This is a genomic window from Cyclobacterium sp. SYSU L10401 (assembly GCF_010993705.1).
Classification (GTDB): Bacteria; Bacteroidota; Bacteroidia; order Cytophagales; family Cyclobacteriaceae; genus Cyclobacterium.
The window spans coordinates 225,337-242,080 of the sequence record NZ_WOFO01000003.1; the positions used below are offsets into that span (position 1 = coordinate 225,337).

Annotated in this window: 13 protein-coding genes; 2 read left to right on the plus strand and 11 right to left on the minus strand. The window is 43.3% G+C overall.

Going from position 1 to position 16,744, the window contains the following annotated elements:
* Positions 1–29 precede the first annotated feature (29 nt).
* The 3 genes from GL182_RS08855 to GL182_RS08865 form a co-directional block, all read right to left on the minus strand.
* Positions 30–1,154, minus strand: coding sequence for a PQQ-dependent sugar dehydrogenase (locus tag GL182_RS08855; RefSeq protein WP_240469747.1), 1,125 nt, complete (start codon positions 1,152–1,154; stop codon positions 30–32).
* Positions 1,155–1,237: 83 nt separating this feature from the next.
* Complete coding sequence (locus GL182_RS08860) at positions 1,238–3,682, minus strand: ligase-associated DNA damage response DEXH box helicase (protein WP_163379306.1); 2,445 nt, start codon at positions 3,680–3,682, stop codon at positions 1,238–1,240.
* Positions 3,672–5,264 (minus strand): ATP-dependent DNA ligase, encoded by a 1,593-nt coding sequence (locus GL182_RS08865; protein ID WP_163379307.1) that lies wholly within the window; start codon positions 5,262–5,264, stop codon positions 3,672–3,674. Before GL182_RS08865 ends, GL182_RS08860 begins: the two co-directional genes overlap by 11 nt.
* A 102-nt stretch (positions 5,265–5,366) precedes the next feature.
* On the opposite strand from GL182_RS08865, the gene GL182_RS08870 reads away from it, so the two are divergent.
* Positions 5,367–5,891, plus strand: coding sequence for a hypothetical protein (locus GL182_RS08870; protein WP_163379308.1), 525 nt, complete (start codon positions 5,367–5,369; stop codon positions 5,889–5,891).
* Between the two features lie 515 nt (positions 5,892–6,406).
* Here the strand turns inward: GL182_RS08870 and GL182_RS08875 are convergent.
* The 4 genes from GL182_RS08875 to GL182_RS08890 form a co-directional block, all read right to left on the minus strand.
* Positions 6,407–7,366: a DUF4625 domain-containing protein gene (locus GL182_RS08875; protein ID WP_163379309.1), complete on the minus strand. Its 960-nt coding sequence runs from the start codon at positions 7,364–7,366 to the stop codon at positions 6,407–6,409.
* Positions 7,367–7,494: 128 nt separating this feature from the next.
* A complete protein-coding gene (locus GL182_RS08880) occupies positions 7,495–9,870 on the minus strand; it encodes a TonB-dependent receptor (protein ID WP_240469748.1) in 2,376 nt (791 codons plus the stop codon).
* A gap of 89 nt (positions 9,871–9,959) precedes the next feature.
* Complete coding sequence (locus GL182_RS08885; protein ID WP_163379310.1) at positions 9,960–10,175, minus strand: DUF3820 family protein; 216 nt, start codon at positions 10,173–10,175, stop codon at positions 9,960–9,962.
* Positions 10,176–10,180: 5 nt separating this feature from the next.
* A complete protein-coding gene (locus GL182_RS08890; protein WP_163379311.1) occupies positions 10,181–10,612 on the minus strand; it encodes a hypothetical protein in 432 nt (143 codons plus the stop codon).
* Positions 10,613–10,917: 305 nt separating this feature from the next.
* On the opposite strand from GL182_RS08890, the gene GL182_RS08895 reads away from it, so the two are divergent.
* The gene (locus GL182_RS08895) at positions 10,918–12,198 is read left to right on the plus strand and encodes an MFS transporter (protein ID WP_163379312.1); all 1,281 of its coding nucleotides are present in this window, start codon (positions 10,918–10,920) and stop codon (positions 12,196–12,198) included.
* Positions 12,199–12,548: 350 nt separating this feature from the next.
* On the opposite strand, the gene argH is transcribed toward GL182_RS08895, so the two are convergent.
* Genes argH through GL182_RS08915 form a run of 4 tightly spaced genes read right to left on the minus strand, consistent with a single transcriptional unit; the run spans position 12,549 to position 16,744 of the window.
* Complete coding sequence (argH, locus tag GL182_RS08900) at positions 12,549–13,874, minus strand: argininosuccinate lyase (RefSeq protein ID WP_163379313.1); 1,326 nt, start codon at positions 13,872–13,874, stop codon at positions 12,549–12,551.
* Complete coding sequence (locus GL182_RS08905; RefSeq protein ID WP_163379314.1) at positions 13,871–14,956, minus strand: M20 family metallo-hydrolase; 1,086 nt, start codon at positions 14,954–14,956, stop codon at positions 13,871–13,873. The genes argH and GL182_RS08905 overlap by 4 nt, the downstream gene beginning before the upstream one ends.
* Before the next feature lie 31 nt (positions 14,957–14,987).
* A complete protein-coding gene (gene argB, locus GL182_RS08910; protein WP_163379315.1) occupies positions 14,988–15,788 on the minus strand; it encodes an acetylglutamate kinase in 801 nt (266 codons plus the stop codon).
* 14 nt (positions 15,789–15,802) lie between these two features.
* Positions 15,803–16,744: an acetylornithine carbamoyltransferase gene (locus GL182_RS08915; protein WP_163379316.1), complete on the minus strand. Its 942-nt coding sequence runs from the start codon at positions 16,742–16,744 to the stop codon at positions 15,803–15,805.

The window sequence follows — 16,744 nt, forward strand, 5'->3', positions numbered from 1 at the left end:
TGGATATTTCCAGAAATGATGATTGGAAATTAGTTTTCAGGAACAATTTTTACAATTCCTTCCCCTTCTATTCCGGCATAAATATAGCCGTCCGGCCCCAGAACCACATTCCGGACCCTTCCCATACCATCGATAATTTTTTCCCTTTTGGTCACCTTATTGCCCTCCAAAGTGAGTTTCTCAAGGTAGGCAAAGCTCAGTGAACCCACCAGAAGATCTCCTTTCCAGGCGGGATAGTTTTCTCCTGTGACTACTGCAAAACCACTGGGAGCAATGGAAGGTACCCAGTAATACAGTGGTTGCATCATTCCGGGTTTGGCTGTATCTTCTGTCAGGATGGTTCCATTGTAATTTATCCCGTAGGATATTTCAGGCCAGCCGTAATTGGCACCTGCTTGCACCACATTGATTTCATCACCGCCTCTTGGGCCATGTTCGTTTACCCAGATTTCACCGGTATCCGGATGCAGTATCATACCCTGGGGATTTCTGTGTCCATAGGAATAAATGGCTTTTTTTGCACCAGCATCATTGATGAATGGATTGTCTTCAGGGATACTTCCATCATCCGTTAAACGGTATACTTTACCTCCGTCGCGGGTAATATCTTGTGGGTTTTCCTGGTGATTACCCCTTTCTCCTATGGAAAAGAACAGGTAACCATCCCTGTCAAATACAATCCTGGAACCATAATGTTGTCCGGCCTCTGTGTTAGGCGTTGCTTTGTATAATACTTCCAGTCCGGTCAGTTGATCCCCCTGTAATTTTGCTCTACTGATAGCAGTATGTGCACCATCTCCAGGGCCCTCCTCCGAAGAATAGGAGAGGTAAATCCATCCATTGCTGGAGTAGTCCGGGTGAAGGGTAATGTCCAGTAAACCGCCCTGACCTTTAGCCCTTACTTCAGGAACACCACCGATCATGGTTTTTTCTCCATTTTTGAAATGGATCAGTTCTCCGGACCTTTCTGTAATCAACATGCTGCCATCTGGTAGAAAAGTCAAACCCCAGGGCACCTTTAAATCATCAACCACTGTTTCAATGTTGTAATTGTCCCATTCAGGCTCAGTAACTTCTGGTCCGTTAGGAGGGGTCTGGCCCATACATGCGACGTACAGGCAGGTCATGATCACTGCAAGAAATGTTGATTTCATAAGGTTCGGTATAAATAGAAAGATTTGAACTCGGTTGACAAATAAAGATCTAATTTACGCTTAAAATCCCTCTAAAACAAGTTTTAAGCTAACAGTTCAGCCTGAATACGGTGTATGCGATCCTCTATTTTTTCAGAGCTAAGACTGTTTCTACTGAGCCGGTCCACCATGATCGGAAAGGCAAAAGGACTTATCCTCACGGTTTTAACCAGATGTATTTCTTGTTGGTTGATGCGCTGAACAACTTTCTCCAACCTGCTTTTTTCCATTTGTATGTTCAGCACTTCGCTTCTTGCCTGGGCCAACAGTAAATTGTCAGGGTCATAGGTTTCAAACACACCATATAATATGCCTGAACTGGCTTGCAGATGTTTGGTTTGGATTCCCTTACCTGGATAGCCCTGAAAAACCAAACCGGCCACAGCTGCGATTTCTCTGAAACGCCTGCGGGCCATTTCGCTATCATTAATGCTGGAAAATACGTCTCCCATCAAATTTTCCGGAGAAAATAGGTCCGTTTCCAGACAATCTTCAATTGGTATAGGGCTGTCGGATAGCAATTCAAAACCGTAATCATTCATGGCTATACTGATACTGATCGGATGGCTGACGCTGATGCGATAGGCCACCAGTGCTGCCAATACCTCATGGACAAATCTACCCTCAAATGGATACATAAAGACGTGGTACCCTTCTCGGCTTTGACAGGCTTCAATCAAAAGAGAAGTTTGGTCCGGGATTCTGGACAGCGTTTGTTGCAGCTGTAGCATGGGCCGGATGGTATGGAGTTCAATTGAGTTGAACTGATCGTTTGCCGCTTTTTGCAATTCTGTTCGAATGAGTTCCGCCAATCTGGAAGAAAGGGGCATTCGTCCCCCCATCCAACGGGGAATGGTACCGGTTTTCTTTTTCGATTTTCTTACCAGGGCTTTCATTTCCCTGACCTGAACAAATTCCAGGCTCCTGCCGGCAAACCAGAAAACATCCCCAGGCTTGAGCTTGCTGATGAAACTTTCCTCCACCGAACCTATGTACCCTCCTGTCATGTATTTGACCTGAATCATGGGGTCGCTGACGATGGTACCCATAGACAGGCGGTGCCTCATGGCTGTTTTTCGACTGGTTACCTGGTGCAGCCCGTCAGGTAGGATCTGTACTTTTGAATATTCCTCATAGCTCCCCAACGCTTTGCCCCCAATGGTGATAAATTCCAGCAGCCAGGCAAAATTTTCTTCATTCAATGAATGATAGGTATGGGCTTTTTTTATTACTGGGAAGATTTTTTCGGGATAGAAACCTTCACCCACTGCCAGGGTGACCAAAAACTGGATCAATACATCGTAACAATCTTCCAGGGGTACCTGCTCCTCAAATTGTCCGGAGTCGATGGCATGTCTCAGGGCACTGGCTTCAATCAATTCCAACGAATGCGTGGGTACGAAATATATGGTACTCCTGGCCCCAGGCTGGTGACCTGCCCTGCCGGCCCTTTGCACAAAGCGGGTAACGCCCTTGGGGCCGCCTACTTGTATCACAGTATCCACAGGACGAAAGTCTACCCCCAGATCCAGGCTACTGGTGCAGACCACCAGCTTGAGCTTTTTTTCATGTAAGGCATTTTCTACCCAGGCCCTGAGGTCGGGATCCAGTGAACCATGGTGCATGGCCATGATCCCTGCCCATTCCGGTCGGGCCTCCAGGATTTTTTGGTACCAGATTTCAGTTTGAGATCGGGTATTGGTAAAAAGTAGTACACTTTGGCTGCCAGCAATGATGGGAAGAACCTTGTGCAGCAATTTCACTCCCAAATGGCCAGCCCAGGGGTAATTTTCCACCTCATCTGGAAGTACGGAGGTCACTTGTATTTCCTTCTTTAAGGAGGATCGAACGATTCGTAGGGGGGTAGATTTCCCCAGAAGCACGGTATGGGCTTGCGACAAGTTGCCAATCGTGGCTGAAATTCCCCATACCTTTAATGGTTTTTGGGTAAGGGTATGAATATATTGAAGTGCTAATTGGACCTGTACACCTCGCTTGTTGGCAAGCAATTCGTGCCATTCGTCCACTATCAAGGCCTTCAGGTTATGGAAGATTTGCGGATGGCCTTTCTGGGCAAGGAGTAAATGAAGGCTTTCCGGCGTAGTGACCAGACATTCAGGCATGGACCGTTTCTGTTTTTGCCTCTCGGCTGGGCTGGTATCACCATTTCTTACCCCTATCCTCCAGGGAAGCCCGGTCTCTTCACAAACTTGTGTCATTGCCTGCTGTATGTCCTGAGCCAGCGCCCTCAGGGGAGTAATCCAAATCACTTGAAGCCCGTTTTTTTGGGATTTGTTCCAGGTCTGAGGGTTTTGATGAACATACTCCATCAAGACCGGCATAAAAAGGGCCAGGGTTTTACCGGATCCGGTAGGGGCATTGAGCAGACCGCTTTTTCCTTTCAGGTAATGGTGCCAGCATTCCTTCTGGAAATCAAAAGGTTCCCAGCCCTTGCTGGCAAACCAGTCCCCTGCCCATTTACTTTCCATATTTCTCCAAAAGTTGGTGTAAATCTTCCAATGTATTGGCTTCTTCAATGGGCTTATCTTTTCTCCAGCGTTGGATTCTGGGAAATCTCAGAGAAATACCAGACTTGTGCCTGGGGCTTTCCTGAATCCCTTCAAAGGCAATTTCAAATACCAAATCAGGCTTTACGGTTCTAACCGGCCCAAATCGTTCTTTGGTGTTCTTTTTCACAAAAGCATCCACCATTCTCATTTCCTTATCCGTGAGCCCTGAATAGGCCTTGGCGAAAGGAATGAGTTCAGCATCCTTCCAAACGGCAAAGGTATAATCTGAGTAAAGATCGGCCCTTCTTCCGTGGCCTTTCTGGGCGTAAATCATCACCCCGTCTATGGTAAGTGGATCAATTTTCCATTTCCACCAATTTCCCCTTTTTCTTCCGGTTTCATAAGAAGAGTACCGGTTTTTTAACATCATGCCTTCTGCTTTGACTTCCCGGGATTGGGTACGGATTTCTGCGAGCTGTTCCCAGGTATCAGCATGAATTATCCTTGATATTTCTAATTTCTCAGCCGGATTTGCAGCCAGCAGTTCCTCCAGTTGTTTCCTTCTCCTTTCCAGGGGCCAATGTCTGACGTCCTGCCCCTCCCATTCCAGCAAGTCATAGGACATGAAGCTTATGGGAGCCTTTTTTATCAGACCTGGATTTACCTTTTTTCTGCCGAGCCTGGTTTGCAAGAGGGCAAAGGGCAGGGGTTTGCCATTTTCGAAGGGGAGGATTTCTCCATCTAAAACGGTTCCATCAGGTAAGCTTTCAGTCATGAGCTTTAATTCAGGGAATTTGTCGGTAAGCAGGTCCTCTCCCCTGGACCATATGTAGATTTCACCGTTACGTTTAATGATTTGACCGCGGATGCCATCCCATTTCCATTCTGCCTGCCAGTCTGACCGCTCTCCTGTCAGCTCAGAGGTTTGTTCCAAAGGGTGGGCCAGGAAGAAAGGATAGGGGCGGGATAAGTCGTCTGCCAGATCAGGTTTCAGCAACATGCCGGTGAAATCTGCCTTCCTGGGATTCCATTGCCCCATGATGCGGTGGGCCACTTCTGTCTTTTCCAGGCCAAAAGTTTCTGCCAGAGCACGGGTAATCAGGTTTTGGCTTACCCCGATTCTAAAACCACCTGTAATCAATTTATTGAATACCAACCTTTCTTCTTTGGTAAGTGTTGTCCATGCATTGAATATGGCTGTTTTTTTGGCAGATTCATCCAGGTCCTTTACAGATTCCAGGAAATCTATCCAAAAATGCAATGGTTGGTCAGAACTTGATGTGGCTAGGGGTAGTAACAGCGCAATGGTTTCTGCCAGATCCCCCACTGTCTGATACGATTCCTCAAAAATCCAGGGTGAAATTTCTGCAAACTCACAACACCATTCCCGCAATTGCCGTGTATTGACTGACCTTTTGGGTCTTTTGTGTGTAAAAAGTGCCAGGGTCCACAGTCTATCCAAATCAGAGGCCGTCGAGAAATAGCCAACCAGAAGTTTGAGCTTGTCCCCGATCTTATTGGTCTGGTCAAGTTGACTGAACAAAAGTGAAAATTTTTTCATTAAATTGGATGATATTCGTCAGCTCCTGAAAGAAAAACAGCTGTTCAATAAACCAAAAATTCTACCTGTTCGTTTAGAAATCTGTAAACAATCTATAAAATTATGAAGTACAACTTTCTTCTTGGTTTATTGGCTCTGGCATTTTCTTCTTGTCAGTCAGAGGAAAATATGGTAAAAGATACCATGCTCTCTTACCAACTTTACCAATCCAGTGAATTTGATTTTGAGGGAAAAGCTACTTTTCAGGTCCTTGAAAATGGAGATACCGAACTCCTGATTCAGCTCTTTGGTGAAAAATCAAATGATCCTTATTTCTACACGGGGCACCTACATTTTGGAAGCTTTGATCAGGCGGATGCGCCCATTGCGCACCTTTTGAATCCCATAGACAGCAGGACATTGGAAAGCCGGACAGTTATCGGAAAGCTATCCGATGGGAAGGAACTCGATGTGGAGTCTTTTAGCAAATTTGATGGACATATTAAAATCCATCTCGCTGATCAGGGACCTGATTATAACATCATTCTGGTAAGTGGTAACATAGGAATGAATGACAACTCCAGAGAAGCCTTTAATGCACAAAACATCATGCTTTGTACCCCTTATTTTCCGTCTGATTCATTTTAATGAATGTTCATTCAGTATGGTGATGAAGAAATTATTTGTAAAGGATTGATTATAAGAATAGGATTGGAGTTGTAGTTAGATGATTCAATTGTAGGAAAATGATTCAGAAGATGCTTATTTTTCACAATATTTTTTGTAGGTAGTCAAACAATTTTGTTTAATAATGGTTCTATGATTATTAAACAAAATGAATTATGAAAATTTCCTTTAAATACTTGGTAATCATTGTTCTTTTTTTTGCGTTAAGTCAGAATAGGAATTCAATTATCTTTGATATGGAAGTTAAGGGCAACCTACTGGCAGGATTCAGTAATTTTTCATGGGTAGATAACATCCTTACTGAAAACAACCACCTGAATAGATTTCTGGAAATGCCACATACTAAAATTTTCGTCGAATAATCATGATTATTTGTCAAAAAATATTAACTAGACCAATAAATATAATAAAAAAGCGCATCAATCAGGATGCGCTTTTTTATTTTTTTTGTGATATAAATCAAAACCTTCAGTCAGCTATTCTATGTGAATGGTATAAACCTGTTTGGTAGTATTCCCATTGCTGTCTTCGGCCCGAATGATCAAATCCAGGTGATCTTCTCCGGAAGGAATGTGGATGGCATTATCTCCAGTCAAAATTTTGCTCAAGTCAAGCATTTCACTGTGCGGCAGGTCGGGGCCGGTCCCTTCATCTATCCAGGCTGAACTTCCCCACATTTGATCATAAATATCTTCATCTGCTATTCGGTGGTTGTGTCCATCATCTTCATGACCATGGTCTTCTCCCTCTTCTGCAACCCTGATCCAAAGAAAGGTGATGGGTGAACTTAATTCATGATCTGTTCTGGAAACAGTTCCCTGTACATCCAACAGCATCCCTGCTTCAGCTTCCAGCTCCCCATCATGAAGGTTGGAGATGGTAATGGCGGGAGCGTAGGGGGTACGAATCTGAATGGTAGCAATATAGCTGCTGCCGTCAGCATAGCCCGTTTGGTTACCGAAAATGTCTGTGGCTTCTATGCCTACATCATAAGACCCGGCAATTACAGGACCATTGAGGGTCGAATTGGAGCCCGCCCAGTAGATATCGGTACCGGATGCATCAATATTGATTCGGGTACTCCCTTCGGGAAACCTGAAATCCGGATTTTCAGCTGTTGGACTGAAAACATTGTTAATATCCAACCGGGAAAATGTGTTATTTATCCTGGCATGGCTGTGTCCGTCGAAGTTGGCGTGCACATTTACCCTCACCTGTCCAATACCTGAGGGATCCTCTGCAGAAAACCTTACATGCATGTGGTCTGAATTTTCTCCATATACCGCTCCGTTTTCAGGTTCGATGTGATCCCTTCCTTCAGCATGCTCTATTACAGGTGCTGATAAATCATTAGGAAGATCTTCTGCGGGCTCACAGGATAAGAGAAAAATGAAAGCCAGGCTAAAGATTAAATTAGTTCTTTTGTGTAAATTCATGATAATCAGGTAAATGAATTTTAAATATGTTTACAAGCTCAATGATACAATAAAATTGCATATGCATTTATGTTGCAATTATAAAAGATTTACACCAAAGTTCCTAAAATTGAAATTAAAAAAATAGCTTATTTAATTTGAAATGGAATTTTCAGGTTGAAGTTGACATTTCTTCCCTGCTCCGGGAGATTGAGTAGACGGTACCTGCTGAGATGATTAAAATAATAGGCATTGAGTAGGTTTTGACCACTTATTTGAAATTTCCAGTTCTGCCTGCCAATAGGGATTTCCCATCCCAGACCTGCATCCAGTAAACCATATCCAGCAGTAATCCGCTCATTCCTGTCCACCCTTTCCTGGGAGGCTACCTGTCGGTATTCCAGGTATAGATACCCATTGGTAAGACTGTGAATAAAGTTGGGAGGTAAAGTCCATTCCAGACCGGATAGCAGACTTGCAGGAGGTGTCAGGGGTAAGGGGAGCCCGGTATCCAGGTTGTAGTTATGGATGTACTCAACAGCCAGAGTCGTTTTCAAGGACTTTACAGGTACCCATTGAAATTTCAATTCCCCGCCTGTAAAAAATGCATTATTCTGCCGGTATTCCCAAAGTGTACCAGCACCTGGTAAGCTGGAAAATCTTCCGGTAGGGGCAAGGTAAATGTAACCCTCATAGTAGGAGACAAAAGGGCTGATACCCACTAGCAAATTGTCTTTGGAAAAAGTATAATTCATATCAGCTTGATAACTCCGTTCACTTTGCAGATTGGCATCCCCGACCTCATGCCTGAAGTTACCATGGTGTATCCCATTGGTAGCTAATTCTATAGGAGTTGGAATCCGATAACTGCTTCCCAGATTAAGCTTGACATTATTTTTTTCATTAATAATCCAGGATAAGCCGGTAGAACCACTGAGGTTAAAAAAATCCCTGTTGATGTCCGGGTTACGCTGGGTGGTTTCCCCTGTGGGGTTAAGGGAATTGTCGTAAATGGGCTGTAAGTGGGCTTTAATATCATGGAGGGTTCCGTCTAGCCGTAAACCGGCATTGACGATAAAGTTATCTTTCCAGCGGTATTCGTGGAAATAAAACAAACCGGTACTCAGGGATTGAAATTCAGGAAGCAGAAATTCGAAACCTCCAAATTGATTGTTCATCAGTGAAGACTGAAAACCTATGATGGATTGGTGGTCTGGACTGATGTGGTAGTTAAATCTTGCATTAGCAGTGTAAGTATCCAGAAAAAGGGCCAATGCCAGATTTCCTTCGGGAGTAGGGCCTACGCCATGAATATGGGGCAGTGATTGTTCGAGCCTATTGTTTCGTTGATAGCCCAGGTCAATTTCCAGCCAGTTTTTATTCCATTGTATATTGGTATTCGAGATGACCTTTAGGTGCATATTATCCTGATGGGGAAATTCTATGTTACCAAATTCCCCATTATGTCTCAGGTTGTAACTGTTGGGAATCCCCACCGCACCTGTAAAAATACCTGCTTTTTGGTTGAACTGGCTAACGGTGAGGGTTGATTTTCCCCAATCCTTTCTCAAACCTGCCATAAAGGAGAAATGCCGTTCTCTGCCTGCGGTATTTTTTAACCTGTTTTCATATACTGGTAATTCAAAACCAGCATAAACAAACCGGTCAGCAGGAACGCGGTAATCCTGAAAATCCTGTAAGGTAACACGCCCTTTAAAAACAAAATCTTTTTCATTGCCTTCAACCATGGCAGAGTGGCTGCGCATTTGGTTATTGGTCCGATAGCTGTTGATCAAATGCCCCCTGATTGCTCCTTCTTCGGGAAGGGGGGCCGGGGAAATGTTGATTACACCAGACATGCCATCCGACCCATATATCAGGGAGGCAGGCCCTTTGACGATTTCTACCCTGTCTACATCGAAGGGGTCAATTTCAAGACCATGATCTGCTCCCCATTGCTGCCCTTCCTGTTTGATTCCGCGATCATTAACCATGATACGGTTGAAACTCATGCCACGGATCACTGGTTTACTTATACCTACCCCGGTATTGATGGTACTGATGCCGGGTAATTTTTCCAGTGCATTTGAAAAAGTACCGGAATTATTCTTTTCAATAAAATCCCTGTCCACGACTTCAATGGTCTGGGATTGCTCTACCGGGCCATTTTTAAATGGGTTGGCTTCAATGGTAAGCGATTGCAGGGTAATGGCAGATTCTACCATCCTGAATTGGAGCTCCAAATCCTCGCTTTCCAGGTTGATGGTTTTGGTTAGGGACTTGTATCCTATATGGGTGATGTGGAGGTGATAATTGCCCGGATTCAAGCCTTTTATAATAAATGTTCCATCCAAAGCAGCGGCGGTTCCCTTGCCCAATTCATGAACCAGAATACTGGCTGGAAGGGGCTCCCCTGATTCATCCACTACCTTTCCCTTCAATGCATAGGTTTTCTTTTCTTGTGCGATTACTGAAACAATGGGTAATAGGAAGAGGATAATGCAGGATAGAAAGGATACTTTCACAAATTTATGGTATGATTGAAACCGCTTTAGGGCACAAAGGTATCCCAATTTATCAATTTTTGCAACAGTATGGCATAGTAAGATAGGGCTTACTTTCTATTCCTGAGTCTATCAAGTAAGTGCTCCAGGCCATTGAGTCGGATTTCATACATGGTTTCCAACCAAACCCCTAATTTTCCCTCCGGAAATCCTTTTCTTTTGAACCAGATCAGGTAATGCTCCGGTATATCACAAATCAGTCTGTTCTTGTATTTCCCAAAGGGCATTTTTTTGGATACCAGGTCCATCAGGATATTTTGATCCATCTTTTTTAATTTAACCAGGCATTCCAGGGGATTCTACTTAGGATAAGGATGAAAGCAATACCATAGAACATGTAAATGCTTCTGAAACGGCTCCTACTTTCGGTAAGTTTTTTAGCTCTACTATAGCCAATGGTAATCAGGGCAACTGCCAGGATATTGATCAAGGGATGCTCAAGTGCATATAACCTGCTCAGGCTATCTCCCATGGCTTCTCCGCTTAAGTTTGAAAAACCCAATGGACTCAAAAAATAAAGGACAATACCGACCAGCAGCTGAATGTGAGCCAGTATCATTCCAATCAATCCGAATTTCCGATCTTTTTCACCAAATTCTTTGCCGCTCAGTGCCCCGAAAAGAGCTATAATAAAACTGAATGTAATTCCTGCCAGTACGATGTATGCCAGAAAGGAATGGAGGTGTTGGAATCCGGTAGTCATGATATGATTGGTTTTCTTTTACAAAAGCCTAAATAAAGAAAAAAAACCGATTCTTCCATTAAAAAAGCAGGTCTTTATGCCAGAAATATTAAAACCCGAATTCTTTCCAGGTAGTGAAGGGGAATTACAGGTGGTACAGAGTGTATGGATTTGAGGCTTAAGACGCTTTAAATGAATAGGACTGGAATTATCTTTTATATTTAGTAATAATGGTTTTTTACAAATTTATTTTTTGGTAATTTCACAAATTATATTTGCAAATACCCAAATGACCGCTTTAGAAAGCTGTACAAATCACAGATGCAATGAATTATTGGAATTTTGTAATAGAAAACAGAAGGCTTCTGGCATTTGGGTTATTGATGACCTGTTTATCAGGGTATGGGCAAACTTATTTACTTGCCTTGTACGTTCCTTACCTGATTGAAGAATTTACGCTTCAAAATGCACAGATTAGTGTATATTATATGGTAGCTACCATTGCAAGTGCATTGCTGTTGCCTCAGATTGGTAAGTATATAGATAAGATCAGTCTGAAAAGGTATACCCTGTTGTCTACCCTGATTTTTTTAATGGCCCTGATATTGATGAGCTTTAATACCTATTGGTACCTGCTCCCGGTAGCTTTTTTTGGTTTGAGAATAGCTGGTCAGGGACTTTTCAGCCATATCGCCATTACCAGCATGTCAAAGTATTTTTCCAAAGGTAGGGGAAAGGCCATTAGTTTAGCGTCTTTGGGGCACCCTTTTGGTCAGGCCATATTGCCCATTTTAGTAGTTGCTCTGATCAATCTTTTTGGTTGGAGGCAGTCTTTGTTGGTTAATGCGGCAATAGTGGTGTTGGTGGTTCCCATTTACCTTTATTTTTTTATTGATGAAAAAAACCTCGTAGTACATGAAGAAGGTCCTCTTACAGGAATGGACAAGCCCAAAAAAGAAATTTCACAGTGGGAAATATTGAAATCAGGAACGTTTTGGTTATTGGCTCCCAATCTGTTTGTGCTTTCTTTTACGGTCACCGGGCTTTTTTTCTATCAGTTTGCCATTGCTGAATTTAAAGGCTGGACGCTGGAATGGATGGCTGTTGGGCTTACTTTTTATGCCATAGCCGGATCTATGGCTATTTTATTTGCCGGGCCCTTGATCGATAAATATACGGCAAGGAAATTTTTCCCCTTTTATTTGATTCCATTTCTTTTTGCCATCTTATTTATTTGGCTGTTCGGTGATCAGCTGGTTATTTTTCCATACATGATTATGATGGGAGCCTCTGCTGGTTTTGGAAATGCCATCATGTCTGCCTTGCAGGTAGAATTGTTTGGTGCCACTTTTATTGGTAAGGTAAGAAGTATCTTTGCATCTATCATGGTGCTTAGCTCTGCCGTAGGTCCTGCCGTTTACGGAGTAGTAGTAGATGCGGGATACAGTTTTGATGTAATATTTATTGGATCTTCTGTCTTGATGCTTTTTGTAATCATTCAGTCATTCCGGATTATCCCGGATTATACCTATGCCAAAATGAAGTATAAATTCAAAAAGCGACACAGGAGATTTGATTTTTTCAACATATTTAATTTAAAACATTAATTCCCTGATTACAAGCAGAGGTTTTATTGTAGAAAATCTTCATTCTTCGGTGGGATTTATCAGATGAATTTTGGTGTTCTTCCGCAGGCAATTTATATTTGTGACAACCAAAAATAGCTATGCAAACATTTGTAGCCCTAATCATATTTACCATCAGTTACGGACTACTTTTTCTTTCAATGTTTCCGGTGCGGCAGCTTAAAAAATTGAATCAGTTCACCCATTCCGCAAAGAAAGCCATCTACAAACAATATGATTTGACATGGCCCTATTTTATATCTTTTTTGGGGGGATATATTGTTGCCTCCGTCATGGTTTATCTGATTCAGGATTCCATCTAGGCCTTTTGATCAGGCCCATAATTCCTTTTCTGCCTGAAGGGCTTTTGAGAAGTCAATGCCTGATGCCTGCATCTTTTGTTTGATTTCCTCCAGGCAAAGGTTTCCTATACTCCCTTCATGGGTATGCCTTACTTGGGTGCCCGGAGTAAAGTTGTTTTTCTCAATGTCCATCCCTACTTTTTTATAGGCGTCCCGGAAAGGCAGCCCTTCCAGCACAAGTCGGTTCACTTCTTCAACGCTGAACAAATAGGCATAAAAATCATCATCCAGCAGGTTTTTTCTGACGCTTATGTTTTCCAACATCAATTGTGCGATTTTCAGGCTGTCATTCAACTGCTCAAATGCTGGAAAAATGGTTTCTTTTAGCAGCTGCAGGTCCCTGTGGTAACCTGTGCTCAGATTGGTCAAAAGCATCATGATGCTTTGTGGATAACCTTGAATCTGATTGGTTTTAGCACGGATCAATTCAAAAACATCCGGATTTTTTTTGTGGGGCATGATGCTTGAACCTGTGGTCAGTTCGTCCGGAAAGTGGATGAAGCCAAAATGCTGGTTCATGTACATGATGGCATCTGTGGCCAGGCGATTCAAGGTGCCTGCAGTACCAGCCAGGGCAAAGGACAAGAATTTTTCAGCTTTTCCCCTGCTATTCTGTGCGTTGATCACATTGTGGTGCATGTCGGCAAAACCCAACAAGGTTGTGGTCATTTTCCTGTCTAATGGAAAGGAGGAACCATATCCCGCAGCAGATCCCAAGGGATTTCGGTTGACCAAGGCATAGGCAGATTGCCAGAGTAACATGTCCTCAGCCAAGCCCTCTGCCAGGGAGCCAAACCAAAGCCCAAAAGATGAGGGCATGGCCAATTGGGTGTGGGTATAGCCCGGCATCAGATCATCCTTGTGTTTTTCCGCCAGCTTAAGTAACAAATTAAATAGTTCATCGATTTCTGCAACGGTTTCACGAATGGCCTGCCTGTAGTAAAGTTTGAGGTCCACCAAAACCTGATCATTTCTGGACCTTCCGCTGTGAAGTTTCTTACCCACATCTCCATAACGCTCGGTAAGTAAAAACTCTACCTGTGAGTGTACATCTTCCACACCCGGTGCAATGGCAAATTTTCCATTCTGTACTTCCTCCCGGATTTCTTTCAGGCCCTTTTTAAGCACCTGTAGTTCATCCGCTGTCAAAAGTCTAATGGATGCCAACATACTGGCATGAGCCATGGAACCGCTTAAATCAAAGGGAGCCAACAGTAGGTCAAACTCCGGATCGCGGCCAATGGTAAAAGTTTCAACTTCTTTTTTACTGGTTTTGTCTTTTTGCCAAAGTTTCATTTTATCGGTTGTTTTAATAGAGAAAAATAGGTTTCCAGCAGGCGGATGTACCTGGATATGCCCAGGTTTATTTCTTCCACATATATAAATTCATCGGGACTGTGTGATCGGGCAGAGTCTCCCGGACCGATTTTTACGGAAGGGTAAGGGATCAGGGCCTGATCAGATAAGGTTGGGCTACCAAAAGTTTCCATTTGCAGGCTTTTTGCTGCCTGAACCAGGGGGTGGTTTTCAGGTATATGGGAAGAATTCAGCCGCAGCGAACGGGGCTTGAGTTCAGCTTTCAAATTTTGCTGTAATTCTTCCAGTGCCTCTTCCAGCTTATAGGCATCCGTTACCCGGACATCCAGGGTATAGCTGCATAAGTCCGGTACTACATTGTGCTGGCTTCCTGCCTGAATAATGGTAGCGGTTACCTTGTTTGGCCCAAGAAAAGGAGAGGACTTTTTAAATTGGAAGTCCCTAATGGCGATTAAATCATCCAATGCCTCATAAATGGCATTGATGCCTTCTTCTCTGGCAGCATGACCTGCTTTGCCCTTTACCAGAGCATCTATCACCATCAGGCCTTTTTCCGCCACAGCCATTTTCATTTGCGTAGGCTCCCCCACGATGGCACAGGCCAGTTCGGGTAATTCAGGAATCATGGATTCCATGCCCCCCTTACCGCTGATTTCCTCCTCTGCAGACGCCAGAAATAGGAGGTTGACAGGCAAGTCTTTCCCACAGAAATTAAGAAAGGTAGCCAGCAAACTTACCAGACAGCCCCCGGCATCATTGGATCCCAAGCCAAACAATTTACCATTTGCTTCTATGGGCTGAAAGGGGTCCAAGGTATAACCCTGATTGGGTTTTACTGTATCATGATGAGAATTAAGCATGATTACAGGTAAGTTAGGGTCAAATTCCTTGTGATAGGCCCAGATATTATTTCCTTTCCGATGGGTGAATATTGCCTTTTGTTTAAAATAAGCCTGAATTATATCCGCCGTCTTATCTTCGGATTTACTCAATGATGGTGTCCGGATCAGGTCTTTCAGTAATTGTATTGCTTCTTTTTTTAAATGTTCCAGGTTTTCCAAGACAGTAGGGGCTTTAAAGCGGATGGATCAATTAATACAAGTCGTACTTAAGGGACTCAATGATGGTGCCCGCATTTTTTCCTCTTGATGCCAAAAGTAAGTTTTCCGGCAAACCCATCCAAACATGGTTTACCCCTTTGTTGATGGCATTAAAGGCATTTTCTAATTTGGGAATCATCCCCGAATGTATGATTTTATCCTTTATCAATTCCTTATAAATGTCTTCGTTGATCAAGGGAATAAGCGAGGATTCATTGTCTGCATCCATGAGTACTCCAGTCTTGTCAAAACAAAAATAGAGTTTTACCCGATGCATTTTTGCCAGAGCAGTGGCAATTTCAGAGGCGATGGTATCCGCATTCGTATTGAGCAATTGGCCCTTTCTATCATGCGTGATGGCGCAAAAAACAGGGGCAATATTTTGTTTCAACAGGGATTCCAATAGCCCTGTATTGACGCTTTCTACATCTCCAACAAAGCCAAAATCCACTTCCTTTGCAGGCCTTTTGACGGATTTGATGGCATTGCCATCCGCCCCTGTGAGGCCGATGGCATTCTGACCATAAGCTTGTAAACTGGCTACCAGGTTTTTATTGATCAGGCCGGCATAAACCATGGTCACCACATCAAGGGTTTCCTTGTCCGTGATCCTTCTACCCTGGTGCATTTTGGGTTCTATACCCAGAGATTTACCTATTCTGCTCGCCATCACGCCTCCACCGTGAACGAGTATTTTGGTTCCGGGAAACTTGGCGAATAGTTTAAGAAAATGGATGGATTTATCAGGATGATCTATGACATTACCTCCTATTTTGATTACACTAATGTCCATTGGTTCAAGCGGTTTTAAATCATACTGTCTATGACAGCTTGTGCTGCAAAAATCCTGTTTTTTGCCTGGGTTTGGACCAGACTTCGTTTTCCATCCAACATTTCATCACTGAGTTCCAGGTTTCTTCTTACCGGAAGGCAATGCATTATTTTCGCCTTTTGGTTATTGCCAAGTTTGCTTTCTTTTAATAACCAGTTTTCGTCTACTTTTAGGATTTTTCCGTAGGGGTTAAAGGCACTCCAGTTTTTGACATACACAAAATCAGCATCATGCAGGGCCTTTTGCTGATCGTATTCTATCGTTGCTCCTTTGGTAAATTGTTCATCCAATTCATAGCCGACAGGGTGTGTAATGGTGAGTTCATGCCCACAACCCAAGGCCCATTCGGAAAATGAATTGGCCACTGCATGGGGGATAGACTTGATGTGGGGAGCCCAGGTCAAAACCACTTTAGGCTTTCTTTTTTCCTGAAAGCTTTCCCTGATAGTAACCATATCTGCCAGACTTTGTAAAGGATGCCTAATGGCACTTTCCAGACTGATCACAGGAATCCCTGCATATTTGATAAACTGGTTGATAATGAAGTCTTCAGTATCTTCCTGTTTGTTAGTCAGAGAAGGAAAGGCCCGGATGGCCAACATGTCAAAATATCCTCCCAAAACCGCCGCTGCATCCTTGATGTGTTCTACCTTGTTTTTATTCATCAGTACACCATCCTGCATTTCAAGGGCCCAGGTCTCCTTGTCCATATTCAATACAAAACTTTCCACCCCAAGGTTAGAGGCTGCCAGCTGGGTGCTTACCCGGGTGCGCAAACTTGGGTTTAAAAAAATCAATCCAAGGCGCTTGCCTTGCCCTTTTTCTTTATTTTTTAGGGGATTGACCTTAAAGTTCAGGGCTTTTTCGATCAATGATTCTGCTATGGTGTTGTTTTCAAATTGGGTAAATCTCTTCAT